The organism is Methylobacterium amylolyticum, assembly GCF_030700245.1.
GTDB lineage: Bacteria > Pseudomonadota > Alphaproteobacteria > Rhizobiales > Beijerinckiaceae > Methylobacterium.
Map to the genome: position 1 here is coordinate 79412 of NZ_JAUYZI010000015.1, position 24554 is coordinate 103965.

At 72.1% G+C, this 24554-nt stretch carries 24 protein-coding genes; 15 read left to right on the top strand and 9 right to left on the bottom strand.

Annotated features, from left to right (window positions below; translation table 11 throughout):
- Positions 1-1068 (bottom strand): SDR family oxidoreductase, encoded by a 1068-nt coding sequence (locus Q8W71_RS12850; RefSeq protein WP_305525767.1) that lies wholly within the window; start codon positions 1066-1068, stop codon positions 1-3.
- A gap of 182 nt (positions 1069-1250) precedes the next feature.
- Between Q8W71_RS12850 and Q8W71_RS12855 the strand changes: the two genes are divergently transcribed.
- Positions 1251-1997: a YebC/PmpR family DNA-binding transcriptional regulator gene (locus Q8W71_RS12855; protein WP_305525768.1), complete on the top strand. Its 747-nt coding sequence runs from the start codon at positions 1251-1253 to the stop codon at positions 1995-1997.
- 18 nt (positions 1998-2015) lie between these two features.
- Here the strand turns inward: Q8W71_RS12855 and Q8W71_RS12860 are convergent, their stop codons facing one another.
- Complete coding sequence (locus Q8W71_RS12860) at positions 2016-3002, bottom strand: alginate O-acetyltransferase AlgX-related protein (protein WP_305525769.1); 987 nt, start codon at positions 3000-3002, stop codon at positions 2016-2018.
- Positions 3003-3329: 327 nt separating this feature from the next.
- Here Q8W71_RS12860 and ada point away from each other — a divergent pair, with 327 nt between their 5' ends.
- The 9 genes from ada to rpmF all read left to right on the top strand — a co-directional run bounded on the left by ada (position 3330) and on the right by rpmF (position 11334).
- Complete coding sequence (gene ada / locus Q8W71_RS12865; RefSeq protein ID WP_305525770.1) at positions 3330-4445, top strand: bifunctional DNA-binding transcriptional regulator/O6-methylguanine-DNA methyltransferase Ada; 1116 nt, start codon at positions 3330-3332, stop codon at positions 4443-4445.
- A 92-nt stretch (positions 4446-4537) separates the two neighbouring features.
- The gene (locus Q8W71_RS12870; protein WP_305525771.1) at positions 4538-5284 is read left to right on the top strand and encodes a FadR/GntR family transcriptional regulator; all 747 of its coding nucleotides are present in this window, start codon (positions 4538-4540) and stop codon (positions 5282-5284) included.
- Positions 5285-5339: 55 nt separating this feature from the next.
- Positions 5340-5591 (top strand): DUF4926 domain-containing protein, encoded by a 252-nt coding sequence (locus Q8W71_RS12875; protein WP_305525772.1) that lies wholly within the window; start codon positions 5340-5342, stop codon positions 5589-5591.
- Complete coding sequence (locus tag Q8W71_RS12880; protein WP_305525773.1) at positions 5588-5929, top strand: DUF6883 domain-containing protein; 342 nt, start codon at positions 5588-5590, stop codon at positions 5927-5929. The genes Q8W71_RS12875 and Q8W71_RS12880 overlap by 4 nt, the downstream gene beginning before the upstream one ends.
- A gap of 144 nt (positions 5930-6073) precedes the next feature.
- Entirely contained in the window at positions 6074-7507 is a 1434-nt protein-coding gene (locus Q8W71_RS12885) for an FAD-binding oxidoreductase (RefSeq protein ID WP_305525774.1), read from the top strand.
- Between the two features lie 26 nt (positions 7508-7533).
- On the top strand, positions 7534-8865 hold the full coding sequence (locus Q8W71_RS12890; RefSeq protein WP_305525775.1) for an MFS transporter: 1332 nt from the start codon (positions 7534-7536) through the stop codon (positions 8863-8865).
- A 71-nt stretch (positions 8866-8936) separates the two neighbouring features.
- The gene (locus Q8W71_RS12895) at positions 8937-10067 is read left to right on the top strand and encodes an iron-containing alcohol dehydrogenase (RefSeq protein ID WP_305525776.1); all 1131 of its coding nucleotides are present in this window, start codon (positions 8937-8939) and stop codon (positions 10065-10067) included.
- Between the two features lie 21 nt (positions 10068-10088).
- Positions 10089-10985 carry a dihydrodipicolinate synthase family protein gene (locus Q8W71_RS12900; RefSeq protein WP_305525777.1) on the top strand — a complete coding sequence of 299 codons (897 nt, stop codon included), beginning with the start codon at positions 10089-10091 and terminating at the stop codon, positions 10983-10985.
- A 160-nt stretch (positions 10986-11145) separates the two neighbouring features.
- A complete protein-coding gene (gene rpmF / locus Q8W71_RS12905) occupies positions 11146-11334 on the top strand; it encodes a 50S ribosomal protein L32 (RefSeq protein WP_003601373.1) in 189 nt (62 codons plus the stop codon).
- A gap of 35 nt (positions 11335-11369) precedes the next feature.
- On the opposite strand, the gene Q8W71_RS12910 is transcribed toward rpmF, so the two are convergent.
- Both Q8W71_RS12910 and phaR read right to left on the bottom strand, forming a co-directional pair.
- A complete protein-coding gene (locus Q8W71_RS12910; protein ID WP_305525778.1) occupies positions 11370-11660 on the bottom strand; it encodes a hypothetical protein in 291 nt (96 codons plus the stop codon).
- A 316-nt stretch (positions 11661-11976) separates the two neighbouring features.
- Positions 11977-12579, bottom strand: coding sequence for a polyhydroxyalkanoate synthesis repressor PhaR (phaR, locus tag Q8W71_RS12915; protein ID WP_305525779.1), 603 nt, complete (start codon positions 12577-12579; stop codon positions 11977-11979).
- A 324-nt stretch (positions 12580-12903) separates the two neighbouring features.
- On the opposite strand from phaR, the gene Q8W71_RS12920 reads away from it, so the two are divergent.
- Positions 12904-14088 carry an acetyl-CoA C-acetyltransferase gene (locus Q8W71_RS12920; RefSeq protein ID WP_305525780.1) on the top strand — a complete coding sequence of 395 codons (1185 nt, stop codon included), beginning with the start codon at positions 12904-12906 and terminating at the stop codon, positions 14086-14088.
- A 157-nt stretch (positions 14089-14245) separates the two neighbouring features.
- Entirely contained in the window at positions 14246-14971 is a 726-nt protein-coding gene (gene phbB / locus Q8W71_RS12925; protein WP_305525781.1) for an acetoacetyl-CoA reductase, read from the top strand.
- 189 nt (positions 14972-15160) lie between these two features.
- Here phbB and Q8W71_RS12930 read toward each other — a convergent pair whose 3' ends face one another.
- On the bottom strand, positions 15161-16390 hold the full coding sequence (locus Q8W71_RS12930; RefSeq protein WP_305525782.1) for a glycerophosphodiester phosphodiesterase family protein: 1230 nt from the start codon (positions 16388-16390) through the stop codon (positions 15161-15163).
- A gap of 379 nt (positions 16391-16769) precedes the next feature.
- On the opposite strand from Q8W71_RS12930, the gene Q8W71_RS12935 reads away from it, so the two are divergent.
- The 3 genes from Q8W71_RS12935 (at position 16770) to Q8W71_RS12945 (ending at position 19619) form a co-directional block, all read left to right on the top strand.
- Positions 16770-16994 (top strand): hypothetical protein, encoded by a 225-nt coding sequence (locus Q8W71_RS12935; protein WP_305525783.1) that lies wholly within the window; start codon positions 16770-16772, stop codon positions 16992-16994.
- Between the two features lie 82 nt (positions 16995-17076).
- Positions 17077-18534: a hypothetical protein gene (locus tag Q8W71_RS12940; protein WP_305525784.1), complete on the top strand. Its 1458-nt coding sequence runs from the start codon at positions 17077-17079 to the stop codon at positions 18532-18534.
- Positions 18535-18611: 77 nt separating this feature from the next.
- Complete coding sequence (locus Q8W71_RS12945) at positions 18612-19619, top strand: phosphoribosylaminoimidazolesuccinocarboxamide synthase (protein ID WP_305525785.1); 1008 nt, start codon at positions 18612-18614, stop codon at positions 19617-19619.
- A 163-nt stretch (positions 19620-19782) separates the two neighbouring features.
- Here Q8W71_RS12945 and Q8W71_RS12950 read toward each other — a convergent pair whose 3' ends face one another.
- The 4 genes from Q8W71_RS12950 to Q8W71_RS12965 form a co-directional block, all read right to left on the bottom strand.
- On the bottom strand, positions 19783-20352 hold the full coding sequence (locus Q8W71_RS12950; RefSeq protein WP_305525786.1) for an SMI1/KNR4 family protein: 570 nt from the start codon (positions 20350-20352) through the stop codon (positions 19783-19785).
- A gap of 177 nt (positions 20353-20529) precedes the next feature.
- Complete coding sequence (locus Q8W71_RS12955; protein ID WP_305525787.1) at positions 20530-21846, bottom strand: MFS transporter; 1317 nt, start codon at positions 21844-21846, stop codon at positions 20530-20532.
- 172 nt (positions 21847-22018) lie between these two features.
- On the bottom strand, positions 22019-22963 hold the full coding sequence (locus tag Q8W71_RS12960; protein ID WP_305525788.1) for an alpha/beta hydrolase: 945 nt from the start codon (positions 22961-22963) through the stop codon (positions 22019-22021).
- Between the two features lie 482 nt (positions 22964-23445).
- Positions 23446-24453: a chemotaxis protein CheB gene (locus tag Q8W71_RS12965; protein ID WP_305525789.1), complete on the bottom strand. Its 1008-nt coding sequence runs from the start codon at positions 24451-24453 to the stop codon at positions 23446-23448.
- Positions 24454-24554 lie beyond the last annotated feature (101 nt).

Consider the following 24554-nt stretch of genomic DNA (forward strand, 5'->3'; position numbering starts at 1 on the left):
CTACCGGCGGAGGCGACGCCGCTCCGCGCGCCCTTCCGACCGCCCTTCCGACCGCCCCTCGGCCCGGCCCTGCGCCTCGGTGGCGAACAGCATCGTGCCCGCGACGACCCCGAGCGCCGCGGCGATGCCGAACTTCAGCCAGCGCGGATCGGCCGCGGCCACCGACGGCCGGGCCCGGCGGTCGAAGCGGCCGTGGGCACCGGGATCGGTGTCCACAGGCTCGTAGAGGTTGTCGGGGCGGTTCTTCTGGGCCTGCACGTCCGTCATCTCCCCTCGGTAGCCGTGGCGGGCGAGGTAGCCGTCGATCCATCCCGGGACCAGCATCGTGCCGAGGATCGCCTTCCAGGCGGGGGCGCCGATCCACAGCTCGCGCGGAGCGTCGAGCGCCGCCCGGTAGACATGGCGGGCGATCGCCTCCGGCTGGTAGATCGGCGGCACCGGCTCCAGCTTGCGCGGCAGCCGCGAGCGCGCCCAGTCGAATTGCGGGGTGTTGACCGCGGGAAGCTGCACCATCGTCAGCCGCACCCGGCTGCGGTCGTGCAGCAGCTCGCTGCGCAGGGAATCGACGAAGCCGCGCACCGCGGCCTTGGCGGCGCAGTAGCTCGCCTGGAGCGGGATCGAGCGGTAGGCCAGCGCCGAGCCGATATGCACGATCGTGCCCCGGTCGGCCGGCACCATGTGCCGCAGGGCGGCCAGCGTGCCGTGGACCTGGCCGAGATAGGTCACCTCGGTCGCCCGCCGGAATTCCTCCGGGCTCGTCTCCTGCACGGGGGCGTAGATCGTCACCATGGCGTTGTTGACCCACACGTCGATCCCGCCGAACCGATCCGCGAGCTCGTCCGCCGCCTGGGCCACGGCGTCGGCGTCGGCCACGTCGGCGCAGAAGGCCATCGGCCGCCCGCCGGCCCGCTCCACGTCGCGGATCGTCCCCGCGAGACCGGCCTCGCCGCGGGCGATCAGGCCGACGTTCCAGCCGTGGCGGGCGAATTCGTGCGCGATCGCCCGTCCGACGCCGGCGCTGGCGCCCGCCACCATCACGGTTCTCGTTCTCGAAACGCGGCCCGACATCTCAGCTCCGGCGGTTGAATGGCCCGCTCCCAACGCCCGTCACGGCCGATCTTTCCCGCTCTGACGAAGCCGTGCGCGCGTTGCCTCATCGGCGGGGCGCAGTCTATGAAAACGCCAGTCCCATTCCCGCGGTGTCCGAGGCTTGGCGCCCTCCCTCGCCGCGATGCCAGAAGTCGCAACAAATGGCCGGTCATTCGCAGTTCAAGAACATCATGCACCGCAAGGGCCGGGTGGACGCGGTCCGCTCGAAGGTGTTCGGCAAGCTCGCCCGCGAGATCACGGTGGCGGCCAAGCTCGGCACGCCCGACCCGGCGATGAACCCGCGCCTGCGCGCGGCGGTGATCGCGGCCCGGGCCGAGAACATGCCCAAGGACAACATCGAGCGCGCCATCAAGAAGGCGGCCGGCGGCGAGGGCGACAACTACGAGGACATCCGCTACGAGGGCTACGGCCCCGGCGGCGCCGCGCTGATCGTCGAGGCGCAGACCGACAACCGCAACCGCACGGCCTCGGACGTGCGCTCGGCCTTCACCAAGTCCGGCGGCACCCTGGCCGAGACCGGCGCGGTCGCCTTCATGTTCGACCGGGTCGGCGTCATCGCCTTCCCGGCCAAGGTCGCCGACGCCGACGCGATGCTGGAGGCGGCGATCGAGGCCGGCGCCGACGACGTGCGCTCCGACGAGGGCGGCCACGAGGTCTTCTGCGCCCAGGAGGCGTACGGCGAGGTCGCCAAGGCGCTGGAGGCCCGCTTCGGCGAGCCGTCGCGCACCGGCCTGATCTGGAAGGCGCGAGATACCATCGACGTGGACGACGAGACCGGCGAGAAGCTGGTGCGCCTCATCGAGGTGATCGAGGACCAGGACGACGTGCAGAACGTCTACGTCAACTTCGCCCTGTCCGACGCGCTGGTCGCCAAGCTGGAGGCGTGAGCGGCCGCGGCGCGCGTCTCACCCCGGCGCGAGTTCCGCGCCGTACCGAGACTGCACGTAGGCTTCGAGATCGAAGCGGTCGTCGGGCACCTGCGCCATGAAGCGCTCGGCCACCTCCGTCAGGACCAAGTCCGGCCGCACCCGCTCGATATACGACCAGTCGAGCGACGTGCTCCAGACGAAGTGCAGCTCCCGGAAGGTCTCGGCGAGCTGGATCGTCAGCATGTACGGCATGACGTGCGAGAACGAATCGCCGAACAGCACCACCCGGCGGGGGTCGGTCGCCCGCGCGTTCTCGTAGACGACGTTGGCGCCGACGTGGAGGGTGTGGAGCAGGCCGGCCCGCTCCCGTGCCGCCACGATCGGGCTGGCGTAGCTCCGCACCGCGTCCCGCTGCACGAGGTAGGTGGTCGACGGCGCCCGGCGGGGCGGGTCGAAGGCGCCGCCGAGATCGCCGTCGTGATCGTTGGCGTAGTGCGGGCGCTCGGGCAGGTCCGCGACCGGCCGTGCCCCGCAGGCGGCGCAGAGCGCGCCGTAGGCGAGGTGGCAGCCGGCGAAGGTCCAGTGGGTGTCGGTGCGGCAGTAGAGCTCGGCCGCGTCGCGGGCGGCGCGCATCGGTCCGACGAGGTCGACGCAGGTCTCCCGCCACAGCCGGCGCCGCTGCCGGTCCGCCCAGAGGGCGCGGGGACCCCGCAGCAGCGGGTGGCCGAGACGCGGCTCGCTGTGCACCAGCCGGTAGGCGGGCGAGGCGTCGGGCGCGATGCGGATCCCGTCGAGGTGGTTGTCGTAGATCACCAGCTTGTCCGGGGCGACGACGTGCCGGTAGGGGATGCCCATGGCGCGCAGGCGCCGCGCACGGGTGAGGATCAGGCTGCGCCACGCCCAGACCAGCTCGGTCGTCTCCTCGGGCCGCTCGTACTGGCCGAGCACGTCGTTCGTGCCGGTCTTCAGGAACAGCCAGCCGTCCTTGCCGACATGGACGTGGTCGGGGATGCCGGAGGTCATGGCGTGCTCGCGAGGCTGGGGATCCGATGCTGCGGGCCGTCCGTAGCGGATGGCGGCGGGCCGGATCCAGCGCCGCGCGTCTACCGCGTCCTGAACCCCGCGGGACGAATTCGGGAGCAAGGCGCGGGATGCGGGCGCTTCAGGGGCGGGGCAGGGTCGACATCAGACGGGCGCTCCGCCCGGTCACGCCTTCACGCGAGATCCGCCATGTCCCCTTCTGAGATGCCCCTTTCCGAAATGCCCCTTTCCGAGATGCCCCTTTCTGAGATGTCCGTTTCCACCACCTCCCTTTCCAGCGTCGGAAGCCGGCCGCATGATCGGGCAGTCATGTCGCCCGCTTCCCCCCACGACCCCGTCACCGCCGAGCGGTGGGCGGCGCTCGCCGCCCGCGACGCGCGCGCCGACGGCCGGTTCGTCTACGCGGTGCGCACCACCGGCGTGTACTGCCGCCCGAGCTGCCCCTCGCGCGCCGCCAAGCCCGAGAACGTCAGCTTCCACGCCGGGCCCGCCGAGGCCGAGGCCGCGGGCTTCCGGCCCTGCCGCCGCTGCCGCCCGGACGAGCCGGGCTTGGCCGAGCGGCGGGCGGAGGCGGTCGCCCGCGCCTGCCGGCTGATCGACGCGGCCGAGACCCTGCCGGGCCTCGACGCCCTGGCCAAGGCCGCGGGGCTAAGCGCCTTCCACTTCCACCGGGTCTTCCGCGCCGTCACGGGGGTGACGCCCCGCGCCTACGCGGCGGCGCGCCGGGCCGCGCGGGTTGCGGACGGGCTCTCCGGCGCCGGGTCGGTGACCGAGGCGGTCTACGAGGCCGGTTACGGGGCGGCGAGCCGCTTCTACGCCGAGGCCCCGGCGCGGCTCGGCATGGCCCCGGCCGCCTATCGCCGGGGCGGGGCGGGCGCCCGGATCCGCTTCGGCGTCGGCGCCTGCGCGCTGGGCGCGATCCTCGTGGCGGCCACGCAGACCGGGATCTGCGCGATCCTGCTCGGAGACGACCCCGACGCCCTGACCCGCGACCTCCAGGACCGCTTCCCGAAGGCCGAGCTGACCGGCGGCGATCCCGCCTTCGAGGGGTGGATGGCCCGGGTGATCGGCCTCGTCGAGGCGCCGGGGCACGGCCACGACCTGCCGCTCGACATCGGCGGCACCGCGTTCCAGCAAAGGGTCTGGGCGGCGCTGCGCAAGATCCCCGTGGGCTCGACGGCGAGCTACGCCGATATCGCCCGGGCGATCGGCGAGCCCGGCGCTTCCCGCGCCGTCGCGCTCGCCTGCGGCGCCAACGCGCTCGCCGTGGCGATTCCCTGCCACCGGGTGGTGCGCTCGGACGGCGCCCTATCGGGCTACCGCTGGGGCGTGGCGCGCAAGCGCGACCTGCTCGCGCGCGAGCGGGCGACCCTCGGTGGGGCGGACACCGCACCCGCGGCGCGCGGGCTGTTCGACAACTTGTAGCCAAGTTGCCGAGACAAGCCCGGCGCGTGACAAGTTGTTGACACGTTGACCGGGAGGCCGCTTCCTCCGCGCCGAACGCGTGGAGTCGCCCGATGCCCTCAGCCCTGCCCGCCCGCCCGGAGGAGGCGCCGCCCGCGCCGGTCAGGCCGGCTGGGCGCGCGGACGGCATCTACCGGGCGATCCTCTCCGGCATCGGCGACGGCACCTACGCCGCCAATGCCCGGCTGCCGAGCGAGAACGACCTCGCCACCCGGTTCGGCGTGTCGCGGCCGGTGGTGCGCGCCGCCCTCGACCGCCTGCGGCAGGAGGGCGCCATCGTCTCCCGGCAGGGCGCGGGCAGCTTCGTCAAGCCGCGGGAGGCGGCGCCGGCCCTCGGCTTCGCGCCGGTGGAGAGCATCGCCGACATCCAGCGCTGCTACGAGTTCCGCCTGACGATCGAGCCGGAAGCCGCCTTCCACGCGGCCGCCCGTCGCGACGCCGCGGCGCTGGAGCGGATCGCCGCCGCCCTCGAACTCCTGAACACCGCCACCCGGCAGGAGCAGCACCGCGACGACGCCGACTTCGCCTTCCACCACGCGATCGCCGAGGCCGCCAACAACCACTACTACGCGGCCTCGATGCGGGCCCTGCAATCGCACATCGCGGTGGGCATGAAGATCCACGGGCTGGCCCTGCTCGGGCCGAATTCCGGCCTGCGCGGCGTGCTGGAGGAGCACCGGGGCATCTTCCTCGCCATCCGCGACGGCGATCCGGAGGCGGCGCGGGCGCGGATGGCGGCGCACGTCCGCTCCTCCCGGGACAGGTTGTTCGAGGGGCGGTTGCTCGATCTGTCGCTGTAGGGGCGTTGATATCCCGCGCCTTGCGCCGGAAGCGGCGAGGCGACAAGGTACGGTGATGTCCGTCGAGGTGGTATATCGTCTCAGGAAGGACGGGCCCGGAGGCGCATTCCGGGAACTGGACGACGTGCGCGTGCTCGCGGATGTGGTGACCGACGACGGCGACACGATCCCGGCCGGCACCGAGGGGACCGTCGTCGGCGTCTGGGGATTGGGCGAGGCCTACGAGGTCGAATTTCCGGAGCCGATGGGGGCGCTTGCGACGATCCCGGCCGCGCAGGTCGAGCGAGTCGGGCGCTCGGTGCCTTGATCGGTCGGGACCGGGAACCGCCGTTCGAGGTTCCCGAGGACAAGATCGTCCAGTACCTGTTGAACCTCGATCATCCGAAGGGGGGACCGAAAGCCCGGTACTTCCTCGCGTTCGGATTCAACGCGTCGCAGCCGCTGCAATTGGCCGAGGCCCTGCTCGCGCAACGCGAGGCGCATGGCCTGACGACCCGCCTGACCGAGGTTGCGGGTCGCAAGCGCCTCGTCTGTGAAGGTCCCGTCGTCGCGCCTGACGGGCGAAGACCTCACATACGAACGGTCTGGCAGCTTTACGAAGGCGTCGCCTGGCGCCTCATCACGGCGGTCCCACTCGGGCGATAGCACCTCGGAGCTGCGCGGGCGCCTCGGCGTTCCGCACGCGAACGCGTCGCGTCACCGCTTGACCCGCGCCCCGAATCGGCTGTATCCCGCCTAACAACTTTACAACAAGTAGGCGGTGCTCGACCCGCCTTGGGAGATCCAGGGATGAGCGACGCCGCCTTCGCCGAGCGCCTCGCGGCCATCGTCGGCGCCCGCCACGTGATCGGGCCGGACGGCGACCTCGCCCCCTACGTCACCGACTGGCGCGAGCGCTACCACGGCCACGCGGTCGCCGCGGTGAAGCCGGGCTCCACGAAGGAGGTCTCGGCCGTGGTCCGGCTCGCGGCCGAGCACGGCGTCACGGTGGTGCCCCAGGGCGGCAACACCGGCCTGTGCGGGGGCGCGGCGCCGATGCAGCCCGGCCGCAACCTCGTCGTCCGCCTCGACCGGATGCGGGCGATCCGCGCGGTGAGCCCGCTCGCCAACACGGTCACCGTCGAGGCCGGCTGCGTGCTCGCCGAGATCCAGGCCGCGGCCGAGGCCGCCGACCGCTACTTCCCCCTCAGCCTCGGCGCCGAGGGGAGCTGCCAGATCGGCGGCAACATCGGCACCAACGCGGGCGGCACCGCGGTGCTGCGCTACGGCCCCGTCCGCGAGTTGGTTCTCGGCCTGGAGGCGGTGCTGCCGGACGGGCGCGTGTTCAACGGCCTGCGCGCCCTGCGCAAGGACAACACCGGCTACGACCTCAAGCAGCTCTTCATCGGCTCCGAGGGGACGCTGGGCATCGTCACCGCCGCGGTGCTGAAGATCTTCTCCAAGCCCCGCGTCTCGGCGACCGCCCTGGTGATGCTCGACGGCGTCCAGCAGGCGCTCGACGTGATGGCGCTGCTGCGCGGCCATGTCGGCGACCGGCTCGGCTCGCTGGAGATCATGTCCCGCGGCCAGATCGAGGCGATCCGGGCGACGGTGCCCGACACCGCGGTGCCCTTCGCCCTCGACGCGCCCTGGTACCTGATCATCGAGCTGACCGACACGCTGGCGGGCACCGACCTGACGACGCCGCTCGAAGGCGCGCTCGGCGAGGCGCTGGAGCGGGGGCTGATCACCGACGCGCTTCTCGCCTCCAGCGAGGCGCAGGCCAAGGCGATCTGGCGGGTCCGCCACAGCGTCTCGGAGGGCAACAAGCGCTCCGGCATGGTGGTCTCGCACGACAGCGCCGTACCCCTCGACCGGCAGGCGGCGTTCGCCGAGAACGTCGAGCGCCGGATCGTCGAGGCGGTGCCGCACGCCCGCGTGGTGATGCACGGCCATATCGGCGACGGCAACATCCACGTCATCGCCCTGATCGACCGCGCCCGCGTGACCGACCCCGCCGAGGCCGAGCGGGTGGCCGGCGCCATCAACGGCATCGTCGACGACGAGACCCGCCTGCAGGGCGGCGCGATCAGCGCCGAGCACGGCATCGGGCTCACCAATCGCGGCCGGCTCGCCCGGGTCACCGACCCGCTGGAACTCGACCTGATGCGCGCGATCAAGGGCGTCCTCGACCCGCGCGGCGGGATGAACCCCGGCAAGATTTTTTCCGACTCCGACGCCTGAACCAAAAACAAGGGGAGCGTGACGCCATGATGGACGCGTCGTCCGTGAAGCTGCCGAGCCAGCGCTGGCTCATCGTGCTGATGTGCTTCCTCGCGGTCGCCATCAACTACATCGACCGGGCCAATCTCGGCGTCGCCGTGCCGATGATCCGCCAGGAATACGGGATCGACCCGGCGCTGATGGGCCTGATCCTGTCGGCGTTCTTCTGGAGCTACGTGCTGATGCAGCTCCCGGGCGGCTGGCTGATCGACCGGTTCGGCTCGCGGCTGACCTACACGGTGGCGACGCTGATCATGTCGGTGGCCACGCTCGCCACCGCCTTCGCGGGCGGAGTCACTTCCCTGATCGCCTGCCGGCTGGTGCTCGGGATCGGCGAGGCGTTCTGCTATCCCGTCAACGCCAAGGTCACCTCCCTGTGGTTCCGCCGCTCGGAGCGCGGGCTCGCCACCGGCATCTGGGCCTCGGGCTCCCGCGTCGGCTCGGCGATGACCCTGCCGCTGGTCGCATTCCTCATCGCCAATTTCGGCTGGCGCGAGGCCTTCCTCGTCACCGGCGTCATCGGCCTCGTCTGGATGGTGGTCTGGTACGTCGTCTACCGCGACCCGAAGCGGCACCCGGCGGTGACGCCCGAGCAGCTCGCCGTCCTCGAAGCGGACTATGCGGTGAAGGCCGGTGCGAAGAAGATCCGCTACGCGGAGCTGTTCAAGTACCGCACGATCTGGGGCATGATGATCGGCTTCTTCTGCCTCAACTTCGTGATCTACTTCTACACCACGTGGTTCCCGTCGTATCTCACCGAGTCGCGCGGCTTCTCGCTCGCCAAGCTCGGGACGCTCGGCCTGCTTCCCGGCCTCGTCGCGATCCCGGCGGGCTGGCTCGGCGGCTACCTGTCCGACCGGCTCTACAAGGGCGGCTGGAGCCTCACCGCCGCGCGCAAGACCTGCCTCGTCGGCGGCCTGCTGTCCTCCTCGGTGGTGGCCTTCGCGCCGCTGGTGCCCGGCGACGCGGCGGCGCTGGCGCTGCTGTCGATCTCCTACTCGGGTCTCGCGTTCGCCGGCGCCAACATCTGGACGCTGCCCGGCGACGTCGCCCCGACGCCGGCCCACGTCGCCTCGATCTCCGGCATCCAGAACTTCGCCTCGAACCTCGCCGGCATCGCGCTCACCACGTTCACGGGGGTGATGGTGTCGATCACCAAAGGCTCGTTCGTGGTGCCGCTGGCGGTGGCCGGCACGCTCAGCATCGTCGGCGCCTGCGCGTACCTGTTCATCGTCGGCGAGATCGCGCCGCTGAGGAGCGCGGACGACGAGGCCGAGGCGCTGGCGGCCGGCGCCGGGGCGGCGCCCGCCAAGGCGTGAGGCCGAGTGCCGGGCGATGCGGCCGGCCCGGCGCTCCCCGCAAACCAGAACGACGGCGCCGGAGTCCGAGCGTGACCGATCTCAGCACCCCCATCGACCTGATCCGCCCGGCGGAGGTCGCCTTCGGCGCCGGCACCCTGCCGCGGGTGGCCCGCTTCGCGGCCGAGCGCGGCTACAGTCGCCCCCTGGTGGTGGCGGACGCCTTCAACGCCGCCCAGGTCGACCGGCTCGGCTTGGCCGGCGCGGTGACCGTGTTCGGCGACGTGAAGCCCGAGCCCGACATCCCGAACCTCGACGCCGCCCTCGCGCTCGCCGCGGAGGCCCAGCCCGATCTGGTGATCGGCTTCGGCGGCGGCAGTGCCATGGATCTCGCCAAGCTCGTGGCGGTGCTGCCGGGCAGCGGCCAGACCCTGCGCGACGTGGTCGGCCCGGAGAGGGTGGCGGGGCGCCGGGTCGGCCTCGTCCAGGTCCCGACCACCGCCGGCACCGGCAGCGAGGCGGGCACCCGGGCGCTGGTCACCGACCCGGAGGCGCAGGCGAAGCTCGCGGTGCAGAGCCGGCACATGCTGGCCGACCTCGCGGTGATCGATCCCGACCTGACGATGACGGTGCCGCCGGCCGTGACCGCCGCCACCGGCGTCGACGCCATGGCCCACTGCGTCGAGGCCTACACCAGCCGCAGGAGCCACCCGGCGATCGACCTCTACGCGCTGGAGGGGGCGCGGCTCGTCGGCCGCTACCTGCCCCGCGCGGTGGCCGACGGCGCCGATCGCGAGGCCCGGGCGGGGCTGGCGCTCGCCTCCCTCTACGGCGGCCTCTGCCTCGGGCCCGTCAACACCACCGCCGGCCACGCGGTCGCCTACCCGCTCGGCACCCGCCACCACGTCGCCCACGGGCTCGCCTGCGCCGCGATCTTCCCGCACACGCTGGCCTTCAATGCCGCCGCGGTGCCGGAGAAGACCGCCCGCGTGCTGGAGGCGCTCGGTGCCCCGGCGGTCTCCGGCGCGGACGCCGTGCTGGAGCACGCCTACCGGTTCTGCGCCGATCTCGGCGTCGAGATGCGCCTGTCGCGCATCGGCGTGCCGGAGGACGATCTGGACAGGATGGCGGAGGAGGCGCACGCCATCCGCCGCCTGCTCGACAACAACCCGCGCGAGATGTCGCGCGCCGACATCGCCGCGCTCTACCGGGCGGCCTACTGAGACGACGCCGGAGGATACGCCATGGCCAACACCGACCTGCACCCGCGCGGCGTCTACTGCGCCGCGATGACCCCGCTGACGGAGGATTACGCGCCGGACCACGCCGCCTTCGTCGCCCACGCGAAGGGGCTGCTCGACCAGGGCAGCGACGGCATCGCGCTGCTCGGCACCACCGGCGAGGCGAACTCCTTCTCCACCGCCCAGCGCAAGGCCCTGCTCGAAGCCGCGGTCGAGGGCGGGATCGCGCCCGCGCGCCTGATGCCCGGCACCGGCGTGCCGGCGCTGATGGAGACGGTCGATCTCACCCGCCACGCCGTCGCCCTCGGCGTCCCCGCCGTGGTGATGCTGCCGCCGTTCTACTACAAGACCGCCAGCGACGAGGGGCTGTTCGCGGCCTATTCCGAGGTGATCGAGCGCGTCGGCGACGACCGCCTGAAGGTGGTGCTCTACCACATCCCGCACATCTCGGGCGTGGCCATCTCCCACGGTCTGATCGAGCGGCTGCGGGCGCGCTACCCGGACACGGTGACCGGCATCAAGGATTCGGCCGGCGACTTCGCCAACATGGAGGCGATCATCGCCCGCTTCCCGGGCTTCGCGGTGCTCACCGGCGCCGATCCGCTGATGCTGCCACTGCTTAAGATCGGCGGGGCCGGCTGCATCACCGCCACCTCGAACCTCGTGGCGGCCGATCTCGCCACGGTCTATCGCGGCTACGACGACCCGGCCCAGGCCGAGGCGGTCGAGGCGGCTCAGGCCCGTGTCACGGCGGCGCGCGAGCGCGTGGTCGGCCCGGCGCAGATGGCCACGATCAAGGCGCTGCTGGCGCAGGCGACCGGCAACGCCGGCTGGAACCGCCTCTGCCCGCCGCTGCTGCCGCTCTCCGCGGACGAGCGAGCCCGCCTGCTCGACGCCTGAACACGCCTCGGGGCGCGTCCCGGCGCGCACTAGCCAGCACCGGCCCCCGCCGCTATAAGCGCGCCCTCAATCCGTATCCTGCGGTGCGCGCGGCGCTCCTCCGATCGAGGAGCCGCCCGCCGCCGCTTTGTCCGCGACCCGCAACCCGAAGGATCCTGCCATGGCCGTTCCGAAGCGAAAGACCTCCCCCTCCCGCCGCGGCATGCGCCGCTCGGCCGACGCCCTCAAGGCGCCGACCTACGTCGAGGACAAGGATTCGGGCGAGCTGCGCCGTCCGCACCACATCGACCTGAAGACCGGCATGTACCGCGGCCGTCAGGTGCTCAAGGTGAAGTCCGCCGAGGCCTGATTCGTCTCACGGGAACGACCGGAACGGCGCGGGGCTCAGGCGAGCCGCCGCGCCGTTTCCGTGTAGAGATCCGCGGCGCGGCGCGTGCGCTCCAGGCGCGAGGGGCGCAGGGTCGGGTCCGAGGCTGCCAGGAGCTGCGCGACGAAGCCGGCTTCGGCCCGCCGGTCCGGGCCGCGGGGCGCCTCGCGGCGCCCGCCCTCGACGACAGTGAGGGCCCGGGAGGCCGCCGCGGGCTCATCCCCGGACCGATCCGCCGCCGGGCGCGCGGCCCGCACGGGGGACACCTGTGCCGGTCCGATACGGCCGTGTGTGCCGATCTGCGCCATCCTCGCATCCTCCGCACGCTGACGCGTGGACGGTGCAAAGGTGGGGCCGCCGTTAACGGTTCGTCAACCTTTTCCGGGACCGGCACGGTACACGACGCGGCGAGCCGAGGGGCGTTTCCGACCCTGTCCCTCATCCTGAGGTGCCCGCGCGAGCGGGCCTCGAAGGAGGGCTCCAGGGATCGCGCGGCTGGCTGGAGGGCTCTTTCGAGGCCTCCGCTTCGCTCCGGCGCCTCAGGGTGAGGGGGTTGGTGGGATCGGCCGACGCAAACGCCGAACTGCCGTGTCCCGTGCGGGACCGGCAGTCCCGGGGCGCATCCTATTTCTTGGCGAGCGCTTCGAGACGCTCCTGCATCTCGACCATCTGGCGCTTCAGGTCGTCGAGTTCGCTGCCGGTGTAGGGCGCCTGAGCGGCGGCGGCGGGGGCCGCGGCCGCCTGGGCCCCGGCGGCATTCGCGCCGCCGAAGCCCGTGAACATCTTCATCGCGTCGCCGAAGAAGTTCATGTTGGTGCGCACCTGCTGCTCGATGGCGTTCTGGAACGCCGCCGGGCCGAAGCTGTGCGCGAATTTTTCCCGCAGGCCGTCCTGGTCGCGGGCGAAGTTGGCCATCGAGAATTCGAGGAAGCTCGGCACCATCGTGCGCATGCTGTCGCCGTAGAAGCGGATGAGCTGGCGCAGGAACGCCACCGGCAGCAGGTTCTCGGCCCCCGCCTTGTTCTCCTGCTCGAAGATGATCTGCGTGAGCACCGAGCGGGTGATGTCGTCGCTGGTTCGCGCGTCGTAGACGACGAAATCCTCGCCGTTCTGGACCATCGTGGCGAGGTCTTCCAGCGTGACGTAGGTCGAGGTGCCGGTGTGATAGAGCCGCCGGTTGGCGTACTTCTTGATGACGGTCTGGGAGACCTTGACGTTGTCCGTCATCGAAGCCGGCCTTTCTGAACGCGCGAACCGTCGGAACCTGAGCGGGTCCGGCATTCCGAGACCCGGGGGCGCCGCCTTCGCGCCCGCACACAAATTCTAAACCCTTCCACGGGCGCAGAAAACAGCAAACTGCCGCCATCCAGCGCAGAATAATGCATAAGCCCCCGGCATCCCCGTGTTTTCACTCCGCGCCAAGCGTCACGCCAGCCGCCGCTTGGGCGGAATCGGCTCCTTGACTTCGCCCATGCCGAGCCCTTCATCCCGGGAACGGTATCAGAGCGCGCCCGGCCAATGGTGCGCCGGCCGCGAGAGGAGAACGTTCAGATGGCAGGCAGCGAGGACATCGTCATCGTCGGGGCCGCGCGCACCCCCGTGGGCTCGTTCGCGGGCGCCTTCGCCGCGGTGCCCGCCCACGACCTCGGCGCCACCGCGATCAAGGCGGCGCTGGAGCGGGCCAAGGTCTCGCCCGACGACGTGGACGAGGTGATCTTCGGCCAAGTGCTCACCGCCGGCGCCGGCCAGAACCCGGCCCGTCAGGCGGCGATCAAGGCCGGCATCCCCGAGAAGGCCACCGCCTGGGGCCTCAACCAGGTCTGCGGCTCGGGGCTCCGCACCGTCGCGGTCGGCATGCAGCAGATCCAGAACGGCGACGCCAAGGTGATCGTGGCCGGCGGCCAGGAATCGATGTCGCTGTCGCCGCACTGCCAGTACCTGCGCGGCGGCCAGAAGATGGGCGACATCAAGCTCATCGACACGATGATCAAGGACGGGCTCTGGGACGCCTTCAACGGCTACCACATGGGCACCACCGCCGAGAACGTCGCCCAGGCCTTCCAGCTCACCCGCGAGCAGCAGGACCAGTTCGCCACCCGCTCGCAGAACAAGGCCGAGGCCGCCCGCAAGGAGGGCCGGTTCAAGGAGGAGATCTGCGCGGTGACCGTGCCCGGCCGCAAGGGCGACACGGTGGTCGACACCGACGAGTACATCCGCGACGGCGCCACCGTCGAGGCGATGGGCAAGCTCAAGCCCGCCTTCTCGAAGGAGGGCACGGTGACGGCCGCCAACGCGTCGGGCCTCAACGACGGCGCCGCGGCGATCGTGCTGATGTCGGCCTCCGAGGCCGAGCGCCGCGGCCTCACCCCGCTCGCCAAGATCAAGTCCTGGGCGACCGCGGGCGTCGATCCGAAGATCATGGGCACCGGCCCGATCCCGGCCTCGCGCAAGGCCCTGGAGAAGGCCGGCTGGAAGCCGTCCGACCTCGACCTCGTCGAGGCCAACGAGGCCTTCGCCGCCCAGGCGCTCGCCGTGAACAAGGACATGGGCTGGGACGACGCCAAGGTGAACGTCAACGGCGGCGCCATCGCCATCGGCCACCCGATCGGTGCGTCCGGCGCCCGGGTCCTCGTCACCCTGCTGCACGAGATGAAGCGCCGCGACGCCAAGAAGGGCCTCGCCACGCTGTGCATCGGCGGCGGCATGGGCGTCGCCATGTGCCTCGAGCGGCCCTGAGGTCGGCGCGGCCGGAACGATCCGGGCGTGATCGCCACGCCCGGCAGATCGGACAAGAAGCGCAGACCACCGGTGGAGCGGGCGCGCGGCGCGCGTCCCGCCTCCCCGGATCGGTTCTCAGAACGACCGTAGACGGTCATCATCGGGAGGAAACGACATGGCGCGTGTGGCACTGGTCACGGGTGGGTCCCGCGGTATCGGCGAAGCGATCTCGAAGGCGTTGAAAGAGGCCGGCTACACGGTGGCGGCGAGTTACGCGGGCAACGACGCGGCCGCGGCCAAGTTCACCGAGGAGACCGGGATCAAGACCTACAAGTGGGACGTCAGCGACTACGACGCCTGCGCGGCGGGCATCCAGAAGGTCGAGAGCGAGGTCGGCCCGATCGATATCCTGGTGAACAATGCCGGCATCACCAAGGACGGCATGTTCCACAAGATGACCAAGGAACAGTGGTACGCGGTCATCAACACCAACCTGAACTCGCTGTTCAACATGACGCGGCCGGTGTGGGAAGGCATGCGCGCACGCAAGTTCGGCCGCGTGATCTGCATCTCGTCGATCAACGGCCAGAAGGGCCAGATGGGCCAGGTGAACTACTCGTCGGCGAAGGCCGGCGACCTCGGCTTCGTCAAGGCGCTGGCGCAGGAGGGCGCGCGCGCCGGCATCACGGTGAACGCGATCTGCCCCGGCTACATCGCGACCGAGATGGTGAAGGCGATCGACCCGGCGGTGGTCGAGAAGTCGATCCTGCCGCACATCCCGGTCGGGCGCCTCGGCGAGCCGGAGGAGATCGCGCGCGGCGTGGTATTCCTGGCGAGCGAGGAGGCCGGCTTCATCACGGGCTCGACGCTGACCATCAACGGCGGACAATTCGTGGTCTGAGGGTGCGTCCCCCGAGGAGCCGCGGCTCTTCGGCGTTTTCGTCCGGGGCCCGGAGGCGCGCGCCGCCTCCGGGCCCCGTCGCGTCTCATCTCAGGATGGGTTCGCGACCGGTGCCGCACTGGGTCGCGTCGCTCCGCTCGCGATGACGGCGCGGGCGCGGCCAGCCGAGCGAGTCAGCCGGGAACGATCTCAGTCCGCCCCCACGCAGTTCGCGTAGAAGGTCGCGGTGGCCGGCCAGTCGGAGAACACCCCGAGCACGCCGACCTCCCGGTGCAGCACGTCGAGCAGCCGCAGCGCGTCGCCGTCGCCGGTCACGACCGGCTTGATCGACTGGTAGTAGTAGCCGCCCCCGCCCTTCAGCGGGCCCGAGCGCTCCAGCGACCACGCGATCAACTGGAGCCCGGCCTTCTTCGCCTCGCGGGCGTAGGTCGAGGGCTCGATCGTGCCGTCCGGGCCGGGGCGGACCAGCATCCACAGGGGCGGCGCCAGGATCCGCACCCCCATCCCCGCGAGTTCGGCCATGCCGGGCTTCCACGTCTCCGGCTTCTCGGGGTCGAACCGGCCCGCCTCGCGCTCGTCCCGGTCGTCGAGGAACACCGCCTGCCGGCCGAACTCCGGGTCCTTCGCGAGCCAGTACTGCACGTCCCGGAGCTGGAAGCTCTGCGGAAACACGTCGGCGGCGGGGATGCCGGCGGCCTTGTAGTCGTCGATCAGCGCCTGCGCGTACTGATCCTGCGTGTAGCTGCCCTCGAATGGCATCGGCACCTGCGGGACCTTCAGCTCCGGGGTGAACTTGCGGCCGAGCGACTTCACCAGCGCGATGTACTCGCGGTGGGACATCAGCGTCCCGGTGGTCGCGTAGAGGTCGGTGCGCCAGCGCGGCGTCGCGTTCATGTAGGCCGCGAGCGTCGTGGCGTCGGGGTCGGCGGCGTCCATCTTGCCGTTGAGCGTCTTGAACTCGGCGAGCGTCAGGTCGCTGGTGCAGCACTTGGCCGAGGCCTTGCGGCCGGTGGCGGGATCGGCCGGCTCGAAGCCCTTGGTGCACTTCGCGGCCAAGTCCGGGCGGGCGAGGATGTCGGTGGTGGTGTGCAGGTCGCACTGGCTGTGGCGGCAGACGAGCTGCCGGTCGCGGGTGAAGGCCACGTCGCACTCGATGATCCCGGCCCCCATCCGGTAGGCCGCCATCACCCCCTCGCGGGTGTGCTCGGGAAATTGCAGCGGCGCGCCGCGGTGCGAGATCGAGAAGCGGCGCGGGCTGTAGCTCCGGTCGACCCCGCAGGCGGAGAGCCGGTCCTTCAGCGGCCCGGGCTTCAAGCTGTCCACGAGGTAGAACGGCCGCGGCCCGAGCTGCGCCTGCTCCGCCGCCGAGCCGGCGGAGGCGGCCAGCACGAGGGCCAGCGTCGCGACGAGGGTGCGCATGGGTCTGTCTCCGGCGATGCCGAGCGGCTACGCGCCCGCCGTGACGGCCGCATGAATCCCGGGGTCCCGCGCGCGGCGATGCCCCCGCACGGTAGCGCGCCCCCGTCACCGCGCCAGGGCCCCGGACCCGCGCATCGCCGGATCCGGCGACGGGCCGGGCCCGATCGTCACCCGCGCCGCGGACCTCGGGGGCGGATCCTCCGCTCGTGCGGAAGCGCACAGATCCGTGCCTCCCGACGACAGTACATCATCACCCGAAAGCCGCAGCCGGCCAAGCACATCCGCCGGGCTCGAAGTCGTCGCCCCCGACGATCCCCCGACGCGACCGTATCGGCCGAGCGGCTGTCCGAAGGACATCGTTCGCGCGCAGGAGTTCATCATGAAGACCCGCCTCTTCGCCGCCGCCGTGATCGTCGCCGCCGCGAGCCCGGCGCTCGCCGCGGGCATCGATTCGCGCCGCAGCCCGTACCCGCCCTCCGCCTATCCGGGCTACGCCGGAGCCTCCGTCGGCGCGATGTCCGCGCCGCGCGTCCGGCCGGCGCAGGCCTACCGCTACTCGGGCCAGCGCGCCGGCGGTCCGGCGGGCGCCCTCCCGCGCCGCTGACCACGCACGCTGAGCGCGGGGCTGACCGGCTCCGCGCCACGCCCTATACCGGCCCCCTCGGTTCGGGGCGGCGGAGCAGGACGTGGGACGGAACCTTCGGCGGGCCGCGCTGGCCGCGCTCCTCGCGGCGCCGCTGCCCGCCGCCGCGCAGTGGCAGGGCCCCGACGCCGCCCCCCTGTTCGTCAACGACGGCCAGCCCGCCAGCAAGCACAATTACAACTACGCGCCGAGCCTGATCGCCGAGGGCGACGTCGTCCACATCTGGTGGTGCGGCCGCGGGCCCGAGCCCACCGACACCGACGTGGTCTTCCACCGCACGCAGGATCGGCGGACCGGCGCCTTCGGCCCGGCCCGCGTCGTGCTGCGCTCGACGCCGGACACCTGGGACAAGACCTACGTGTGCGACCCCGGCGTGGTGAAGGGCCGGTTCACCAACCCCGCCGACGGCCACTCCTACACCCACGCGTTGTACTATTCCGGGGCAGACAACCTCCCGGGCCATCAGAACGCCGTCGGGCTCGCCTTCTCGAACGACGGCGTGACCTGGGTGAAGTACCCCGAGCCGGTCATCCGCCCGCAGAACACCGATCCGGGCAAGCGGGAGACCTACGGCGCCGGGCAGCCGGGCCTGTTCAACGCCGACGGCAAGGCGGGCCTGTTCGTGTTCACCACCGACACGACGACGCCCGAGCGGCCGGGGTTCGGCGAGATCTTCGTCCGCCACACCGCGGACGGCGTGCATTTCGACCCGCCGGTGCGGATGCCGAACGTCGCGAGCGACGGCGCGCTGCTCTTCCCCAACACCGACTTCGCCTACGATTTCCGCGCCGGGCAGGTCTACACCATGGCCGGGCTGCCCGGGCGCGGCTGCACCCCGCCGACCCACTGCAAGGACCCGGGCAAGAACCCGGACCGCGAGACCTACCGGATGGGCCTGTTCGCGATGCCGGTCGGCGCCCTGCTCGCCGGCACCGGCCGCTGGACGCCGCTCGGCCAGCTCAACACCGACGTGACCGGCTTCTACCTCAACCACAGCCCCGGCCTGCTGCGCGACGGGCACGGCAACCTCACCTTCGACCTGCCGCGGGTCACCGTCTACTTCGCGGGCGGCGATCCCTATCCCGGCACGTGGAACATCGCCGCCGCGGTCCAGACCCAGGCGAGCCCGACGCTGCCCCTGCGCCGGGCGCTGCGGCCCCGCGACGGCCAGCACTGGGTCAGCGCCGGCTACATCGCCCCGGACTTCGCCCCCGAGTCGGTGCTCGGCGCGGTGTGGCGGCTGCGGGAGCCCGGCACGGCGCCGCTCTATTCCTGCCAGGTCGGCACCGGCCCGCACTTCCTGTCGCGGGATCCGGCCTGCGAGGGCCAGATCGTGCTGGGCGAGACCGGGTACGTCTCCGAGGCGCCCCGCCCCGGCACCCGGCCGATCTACCGCTGCCTCGCCCCCGCCTCGGGCTCGCACTTCGTCTCGACCGACCCGGCCTGCGAGGGCCAGCGATCGGAGGGGCCGCTCGGCCACGTCCTGGCCGGAGCGCCGTGAGCGCCGCGGCCGGGGCTGGAACTCCGGCGGCCTTGCGCGCACAAGGCGGCCCGCAGACCCCCGAAGGATCGAGCCGGATGGACACGCACGCCCTCGACCCCCATGCCCTCGACCCCCATGCCCTCGCCCCGCACGCCCATCAGGTCCTGCGCGAGGCCACCCTGCCGGACCTGCCGAACCACTACCGGGGCAAGGTGCGGGACAATTACGATCTGCCGGACGGGCGGCGGATCCTGATCACCAGCGACCGGATCAGCGCCTTCGACCGGGCGCTCGCGGCGATCCCGTTCAAGGGGCAGGTGCTGACGCAGACGGCCCGGTTCTGGTTCGAGCGCACCGCCGACCTCTGCCCGAACCACGTGCTCGCCTATCCCGACCCCAACGTCGTGGTCGGCCGCCGGCTCGACATCCTGCCGGTGGAGATCGTGGTGCGCGGCTACCTCGCGGGCACCACCTCGACCTCGATCCTGACCCGCTACCGGGCCGGCGAGCGGACGATGTACGGCCACACCCTGCCCGAGGGCCTGCGCCCCAACGCGCCGCTCGCGCGGGCGATCATCACGCCCACCACCAAGGCCACGGACGGCGGCCACGACGAGCCGCTCACCGAGGCCGAGATCCTGGAGCGCGGCCTGCTCGGTCCGGAGCAGTGGCGCACCGTGTCCAAGGCGGCGCTCGCCCTGTTCGCCCGCGGCCAGGAGATCGCCGCGGCGCGCGGCCTGATCCTGGCCGACACCAAGTACGAGTTCGGGCTCGACGGCGACGGCCGGATCGTGCTCGCCGACGAGATCCACACCCCCGACAGCAGCCGCTACTGGTTCGCGGAGAGCTATCCGCAACGGTTCGCGGCGGGCGAGGCGCCGGAGAGCTTCGACAAGGATGTCGTGCGCAACTGGGTCGTGGCCCGCTGCGATCCCTACCGCGACGCCATCCCCGAGATCCCCGCCGACGTGGTGCTCCGGACCGCCGCCGTCTACATCCGCGCCTACGAGACCATCACCGGCGCGGCCTTCGCCCTGCCGGACCCGGCCGAGGTGCCGCTGGAGCGCGTCCGCCGCAACCTCGCGGCCTATCTGGCGGGGTGAGGGGGCACGCGTGCCCGGTGACCCGCCGGGGGAACGGAAAACGCTCGACCACGCGAGGAACTGGGCTCGACGCCTCACCGTCGGTCCGGATCCCCGGGGCATCGTCTCGAAAGCGGGCGTCTGAAGGAGGAAACCCTGCCACGCCACCGTCGCCGTTCCACCGTCACGCCGCGCCTTCGATCATCCCGTCCCTGATGCGGCACTCGCCGCTCCGCAGCCGTTCCGCCAAGTGGCGCAGCAGCGCCTCCATGCCGGGCGCCAGGAGGGGTCGGTACGTCTCGTCGTGGTAGTAGGTGACGAGTTGTCCAAGCGTGCCCGCCTCGGCCGGGTCGAGATCGACGCACACATGGTCGCCCCCACCATTCTCCATGATCGGAAGCCACCCGCGCGACCACCAGACGGCGCGGATCCCGGGCGGCACGTCGATCGGGGCATGATCCTCGTCGTGGACGTTGACGCCGTCGGGGAACTCGTCGTTCAGGAACTCCGCATTGTCCACCACGTCCTGAAGCGGCACGAGCTGGAAGGAGCCCCAGAAGCCGGTGCGGTAGGGCGGCTGCCCGTCGGCCGACCGGTAGAGCCGCCGGATGGCGGGCGGGAAGGTCACGCCGAGGCGTTGCTCCGCCTCGTCGATCTGACGGTCGGACGCCGGCGGGTTGAAGGCGGGTGCGTTTTTGCCGTCATGGGCCTCGATCCAGGCGGCAATGGTACGGAAATCCTCGTCCAGCGTCATGGCAGGTGTTCCGGCAAAGTGTTCGGTCACCGTTCGCGGACCCTGGCCCAACGTCCACAACGAGCCGAAAGACGTGAAGTCCGCTCCTGTCGCTCGAAGGAGAATGGCTGCCTGTCCGGTTTCCACCCGATCCGGCCGTTCGCACGCTCAAGCTAGCTGGCTTCGACGCCGCTCCCGTCACACACGCTCGACCCGCTTCACCCGCAGCGCGGCGCAGAGCAGGGCGGCGATGATCGGCCCCGCCGCCAGCGTCAGCAGGGCCGGGGTGAAGCTCTGGGCGGTGTCCCGGATCCAGCCCACGAGGTAGGGCCCGACGAAGCCGCCGATCTGCGCGAAGCCGTTGATGGCGGCGAGCCCGCCGGCCGCCGCCGCACCGGTCAGGAACTGGGTCGGCAGCGACCAGAACACGCCGAGCACCGACCAGACGCCGAAGGCCGCCGCGCTGAGCAGCAGCAGGCCGGTCAGCGGCGTCGGCGCCAGCGCGCTCGCGGCCAGGAACACCCCGCCGAGGAAGGCCGCGCCGGCCGTGTGCCACTTGCGCTCGCCGGTGCGGTCGGAGCTGCGCGCGACCACGACGAGGCCGATGGCCGCGAACACGAACGGGATCGCGGTGACGAGGCCGGTCTGGAAATCGGTCAGGCCGCCGATCGCGCGCACGATCTGCGGCAGCCACAGCACCACGCCGTACACCGCCATGGCGTTGAACATGTAGATCAGCGTCAGCAGCCACACGCGCCCGTCGCGGAACATCGTCCGGATGTCGTGCGCGCCGACCGCCTCCACCTGCCGGTTCTCCCGGTCGAGTTCGGCGATCAGCCACGCGCGCTCCTCCCCGTCGAGCCAGCGGCCGTCCTGAGGCCGGTCCACGAGGTAGAAGAACGTCACCACCCCGAGGATCACGGCCGGGAGCCCTTCGAGGATGAACAGCCACTGCCACGCCACGAGGCCGAACCAGGTCGGGTTGCTCGCCAGGATCCAGCCCGAGATCGGCGCGCCGATCACGGTGGACAGCACGGTCGCGGTCATGAAGCCGGCCGTGGCCTTGGCGCGGTCGCGGGCCGGGAACCAGTAGGTCAGGTAGAGCAGGATGCCCGGGACGAAGCCCGCCTCGGCGAGCCCGAGCAGGAAGCGCAGGATGTAGAAGCTGATCTCGCCTTGGACGAAGGCCATGCCGCAGGAGATCAGGCCCCAGGTGACCATGATCCGGGCGATCCAGATCCGCGGCCCGACCCGGTGCATGATCATGTTGCTCGGGATCTCGAAGGCGATGTAGCCGAGGAAGAAGATCCCCGCGCCGAACCCGTAGGCGGTGGCCGACAGGCCGAGATCCTTGTTCATGTGGATCGCGGCGAAGCCGACGTTCACCCGGTCGAGATAGTTGATGATGAACAGGACGAAGACGTAGAATACGATCCGCCAGCGCAGCTTGCCGAGCACCCGCCTGCGGATCGCGTCGGTGTCCGCGATCGTGCGGTCGGCAGTCCCTGAGAGCATCGGCGTCGTCCCCGTCGCAAACTTTTTTGGTTGTACGCGACTGTGTTTTCCAATCGAGACGGGCATCTCGACCGCATCGGCGCAGTGTTTCGCGTCGCGCGCCAGGCTACTGCACCGCTGTCGCCGGGGATAGCCGCGGACGGCCGGATCCGCCGTCGGCGCGGCGCGCGCGTCACAGCCGCCGACGCAGCCACGCGCCGATCCGCTCGAACGCCGCGTCGGCGGCGCGGATCGCCCCCGAGATCTCGATGAAGCCGTGGATCATGCCGGGCACGTCGTGCCGCTCCACGGCCACGCCTGCGGCGGCGAGGCGGTCGGCGTAGCGGTGGCCCTCGTCGTGCAGCACGTCGCGGTCGCCGACCACGAGCAGGGCCGGGGCGAGGCAAGCGGCGTCGGGGACGCGGATCGGCGAGGCGCGCCAGTCGTCCGGGATCGGCCGGTACAGCCGGGCGAAGTGCTCGACCAGCGCCCAGGTCAGCGGCAGCACCCCGGCGTTGCGCGCCCGGGACGGGTAGCCCGGCGCGTCGAGGCGGTTGTCGGTGCTCGGGTAGATCAGCACCTGCCCCCGCAGCGCGAGGCCGGCGTCGCGGGCGGCGATCGCCGCCACGGCGGCGAGGTTGCCGCCGGCGCTGTCGCCCGCGACCGCGAGCCGGTCCGGGTCGATCCCGAACGCGGCGGCGCGCTCGGCGACCTCGCCGAGCGCGGCCACGGCGTCCTCGACCGCGGCGGGGAACGGGTGCTCGGGGGCGAGGCGGTAGTCGACGGCGACCACGACGCAGCCCGCGGCCGCCGCGATCCGGCGGCAGACCTTGTCGTGCGAGGCGAGGTCGCCGACCGTCCAGCCGCCGCCGTGGCAGAAGAGCGTCGCCGGGGCCGGCCCGGGCGCCAGCCCGTGCGGGCGGTAGACGCGCAGCGGCACCGGTCCCGCCGGACCGTGTGCGGCCGCCGCCTCGACCGAGGCCATCGGGAGGCTGTCGCCGCCGAAGTAGCGGCTCTGGCGCCGGTACATCTCCCGGGCGACCGGGAGCGGCAGGGTGTCGAAGGGCGGCGCGCCGCGCTCGCGCATCCGCCGCACGAAGGCGTCGGCGTCCGGGTCGAGATGCGGGGCGTCGTCCATCGTCCCGGGGGTAGAGCGCTCCGCGCCGCGGGGGAAGCCGGTCCGGCGAATGCGCGCGCATCGACGCGGGATGTCGGAGCCGTCCCGAACCGCGACGCACGGACCACGTCAGGATCGAGCCCGGCTCCGGACGGCCCGCACGCAATCGGCGAGGCTCGGCATGGTCCGGGGCGCCGTGCAGGGGTCGGGCACGGGGGTCGGGCCGGTCTTCCGCACCGCGGTTCCGGCCGCACCCGCCCCGGAATCGTGCGCGGGCATGATCCAGGTGAATGCACGGCGCGCGGGTCTCTGCGAGTGTCCGGCCGCCGTGACGAGGTCTTCGTCCCGGCAACGCCCTCGCCGGCTCTTGTGCCCCCCGATCGGCCGGCGGGGGCACGCCGCCTTGGCCGTCCGCGGCACCGGCGACCTGACGCCCCTTGCGGGCCACTCGCCGCCAGTCCCGCGGGCGCGCCCGCCGGGGCGGACCCTGCGCTTCCGGGATCCTACGCGTCGAGGTCCGCGGCGTCGTATCCGAGGGAGCGCAGCACCACCGCGCGAAGGGCCTCGGCGTAGCCGCGGTACTCCTGCGCGCGGGCCTCGTACATCTCGGCCACGGCGCGGCGCCCGTTCGACCGGCCGTCCTCGGCCATGCGCGACACCAGCTCGGCCCGCTCCTCGATGATCCGCAGCGCCACGCGCAGGGCCTCGTCCACCCGGTCCTCCTGCTCGCCGCCGAGCACGTCGGCGGAGAAGGCGTGGCCGACCTGGCACCGGAACCGCAGGGGGTGCCCCCCGCGCAGCTTCGACAGCACGCCGCCGCAGCTCGGGCAGGTCAGCGCCGCCGGCTCGGCGATGGTCAGGAGGCTCGGGGAGTCGATCCGCTCGCCCGCGGCGATGTCCACCTCCAGCCGCACGTCCAGGGGGATCGGGACGGTCGGACCGGCCGGCTGGCGCACGAGATCGCACAGCACGTCGCCGAGGGCGGCGCCCGGCACGACGAGGTCGGGCAGCACTGCCTCGATCGCCCGGCGGGGCATCTCGTCGACCAGCGCGTCGACCGGATCCTGGACCAGGGTGAGACCGCCGCAGCGCTTGATCGCCTCGAGTCCGGCGGAGCCGTCGCTCAGGAAGCCGCTCAGCACGAGGCCCACCACCCGCGGCCCGTAGGCCGCCGCGGCGGAGCGGAACAGCGGGTCGATCGCCGGCCGCGAGAGGTTCTCGCGAGGGCCGCGCCCCAGGCGGATCCGGCCCTCGGTGAGGAGGAGGTGGCGATCGGGCGTCGCGATGACCACGCGCCCCGGCTCGATCGGCATGCCGTCGACGGCCTCGCTCACGGGCAGCCGGCCGGCGGCGCTCGCGACGGTTGCGAGGATGCCGGTGCTGCGGGCCGGCACGTGCAGCACCACGAAGACCGCCGCGGGGAGGTCGGCCGGAAAGGCGGAGAGAATCGCCTTGAGCGGCGCCGTCGCCCCGCTCGACCCGCCGATCACGAGGATGTCGCGGTTGTTCATCGGGTCCTCCGGACGCGCGTTGCGGCTCGGCCGATCCGCTTCCCGGAGCGGATCCCGTGCGTCACGGTCCCGACCGGTGCAAGATCCGGCGGAAGCTGATC

Excerpts from the sequence above, each read along its gene's own strand:
- Q8W71_RS12850 (WP_305525767.1), bottom strand. The coding sequence starts at position 1,068 with ATGTCGGGCCGCGTTTCGAGAACGAGAACCGTGATGGTGGCGGGCGCC.
- Q8W71_RS12855 (WP_305525768.1), top strand. The coding sequence starts at position 1,251 with ATGGCCGGTCATTCGCAGTTCAAGAACATCATGCACCGCAAGGGCCGG.
- Q8W71_RS12860 (WP_305525769.1), bottom strand. The coding sequence starts at position 3,002 with ATGACCTCCGGCATCCCCGACCACGTCCATGTCGGCAAGGACGGCTGG.
- ada (WP_305525770.1), top strand. The coding sequence starts at position 3,330 with ATGTCGCCCGCTTCCCCCCACGACCCCGTCACCGCCGAGCGGTGGGCG.
- Q8W71_RS12870 (WP_305525771.1), top strand. The coding sequence starts at position 4,538 with ATGCCCTCAGCCCTGCCCGCCCGCCCGGAGGAGGCGCCGCCCGCGCCG.
- Q8W71_RS12875 (WP_305525772.1), top strand. The coding sequence starts at position 5,340 with ATGTCCGTCGAGGTGGTATATCGTCTCAGGAAGGACGGGCCCGGAGGC.
- Q8W71_RS12885 (WP_305525774.1), top strand. The coding sequence starts at position 6,074 with ATGAGCGACGCCGCCTTCGCCGAGCGCCTCGCGGCCATCGTCGGCGCC.
- Q8W71_RS12890 (WP_305525775.1), top strand. The coding sequence starts at position 7,534 with ATGATGGACGCGTCGTCCGTGAAGCTGCCGAGCCAGCGCTGGCTCATC.
- Q8W71_RS12900 (WP_305525777.1), top strand. The coding sequence starts at position 10,089 with ATGGCCAACACCGACCTGCACCCGCGCGGCGTCTACTGCGCCGCGATG.
- rpmF (WP_003601373.1), top strand. The coding sequence starts at position 11,146 with ATGGCCGTTCCGAAGCGAAAGACCTCCCCCTCCCGCCGCGGCATGCGC.
- Q8W71_RS12910 (WP_305525778.1), bottom strand. The coding sequence starts at position 11,660 with ATGGCGCAGATCGGCACACACGGCCGTATCGGACCGGCACAGGTGTCC.
- phaR (WP_305525779.1), bottom strand. The coding sequence starts at position 12,579 with ATGACGGACAACGTCAAGGTCTCCCAGACCGTCATCAAGAAGTACGCC.
- Q8W71_RS12920 (WP_305525780.1), top strand. The coding sequence starts at position 12,904 with ATGGCAGGCAGCGAGGACATCGTCATCGTCGGGGCCGCGCGCACCCCC.
- phbB (WP_305525781.1), top strand. The coding sequence starts at position 14,246 with ATGGCGCGTGTGGCACTGGTCACGGGTGGGTCCCGCGGTATCGGCGAA.
- Q8W71_RS12930 (WP_305525782.1), bottom strand. The coding sequence starts at position 16,390 with ATGCGCACCCTCGTCGCGACGCTGGCCCTCGTGCTGGCCGCCTCCGCC.
- Q8W71_RS12935 (WP_305525783.1), top strand. The coding sequence starts at position 16,770 with ATGAAGACCCGCCTCTTCGCCGCCGCCGTGATCGTCGCCGCCGCGAGC.
- Q8W71_RS12945 (WP_305525785.1), top strand. The coding sequence starts at position 18,612 with ATGGACACGCACGCCCTCGACCCCCATGCCCTCGACCCCCATGCCCTC.
- Q8W71_RS12950 (WP_305525786.1), bottom strand. The coding sequence starts at position 20,352 with ATGACGCTGGACGAGGATTTCCGTACCATTGCCGCCTGGATCGAGGCC.
- Q8W71_RS12955 (WP_305525787.1), bottom strand. The coding sequence starts at position 21,846 with ATGCTCTCAGGGACTGCCGACCGCACGATCGCGGACACCGACGCGATC.
- Q8W71_RS12960 (WP_305525788.1), bottom strand. The coding sequence starts at position 22,963 with ATGGACGACGCCCCGCATCTCGACCCGGACGCCGACGCCTTCGTGCGG.
- Q8W71_RS12965 (WP_305525789.1), bottom strand. The coding sequence starts at position 24,453 with ATGAACAACCGCGACATCCTCGTGATCGGCGGGTCGAGCGGGGCGACG.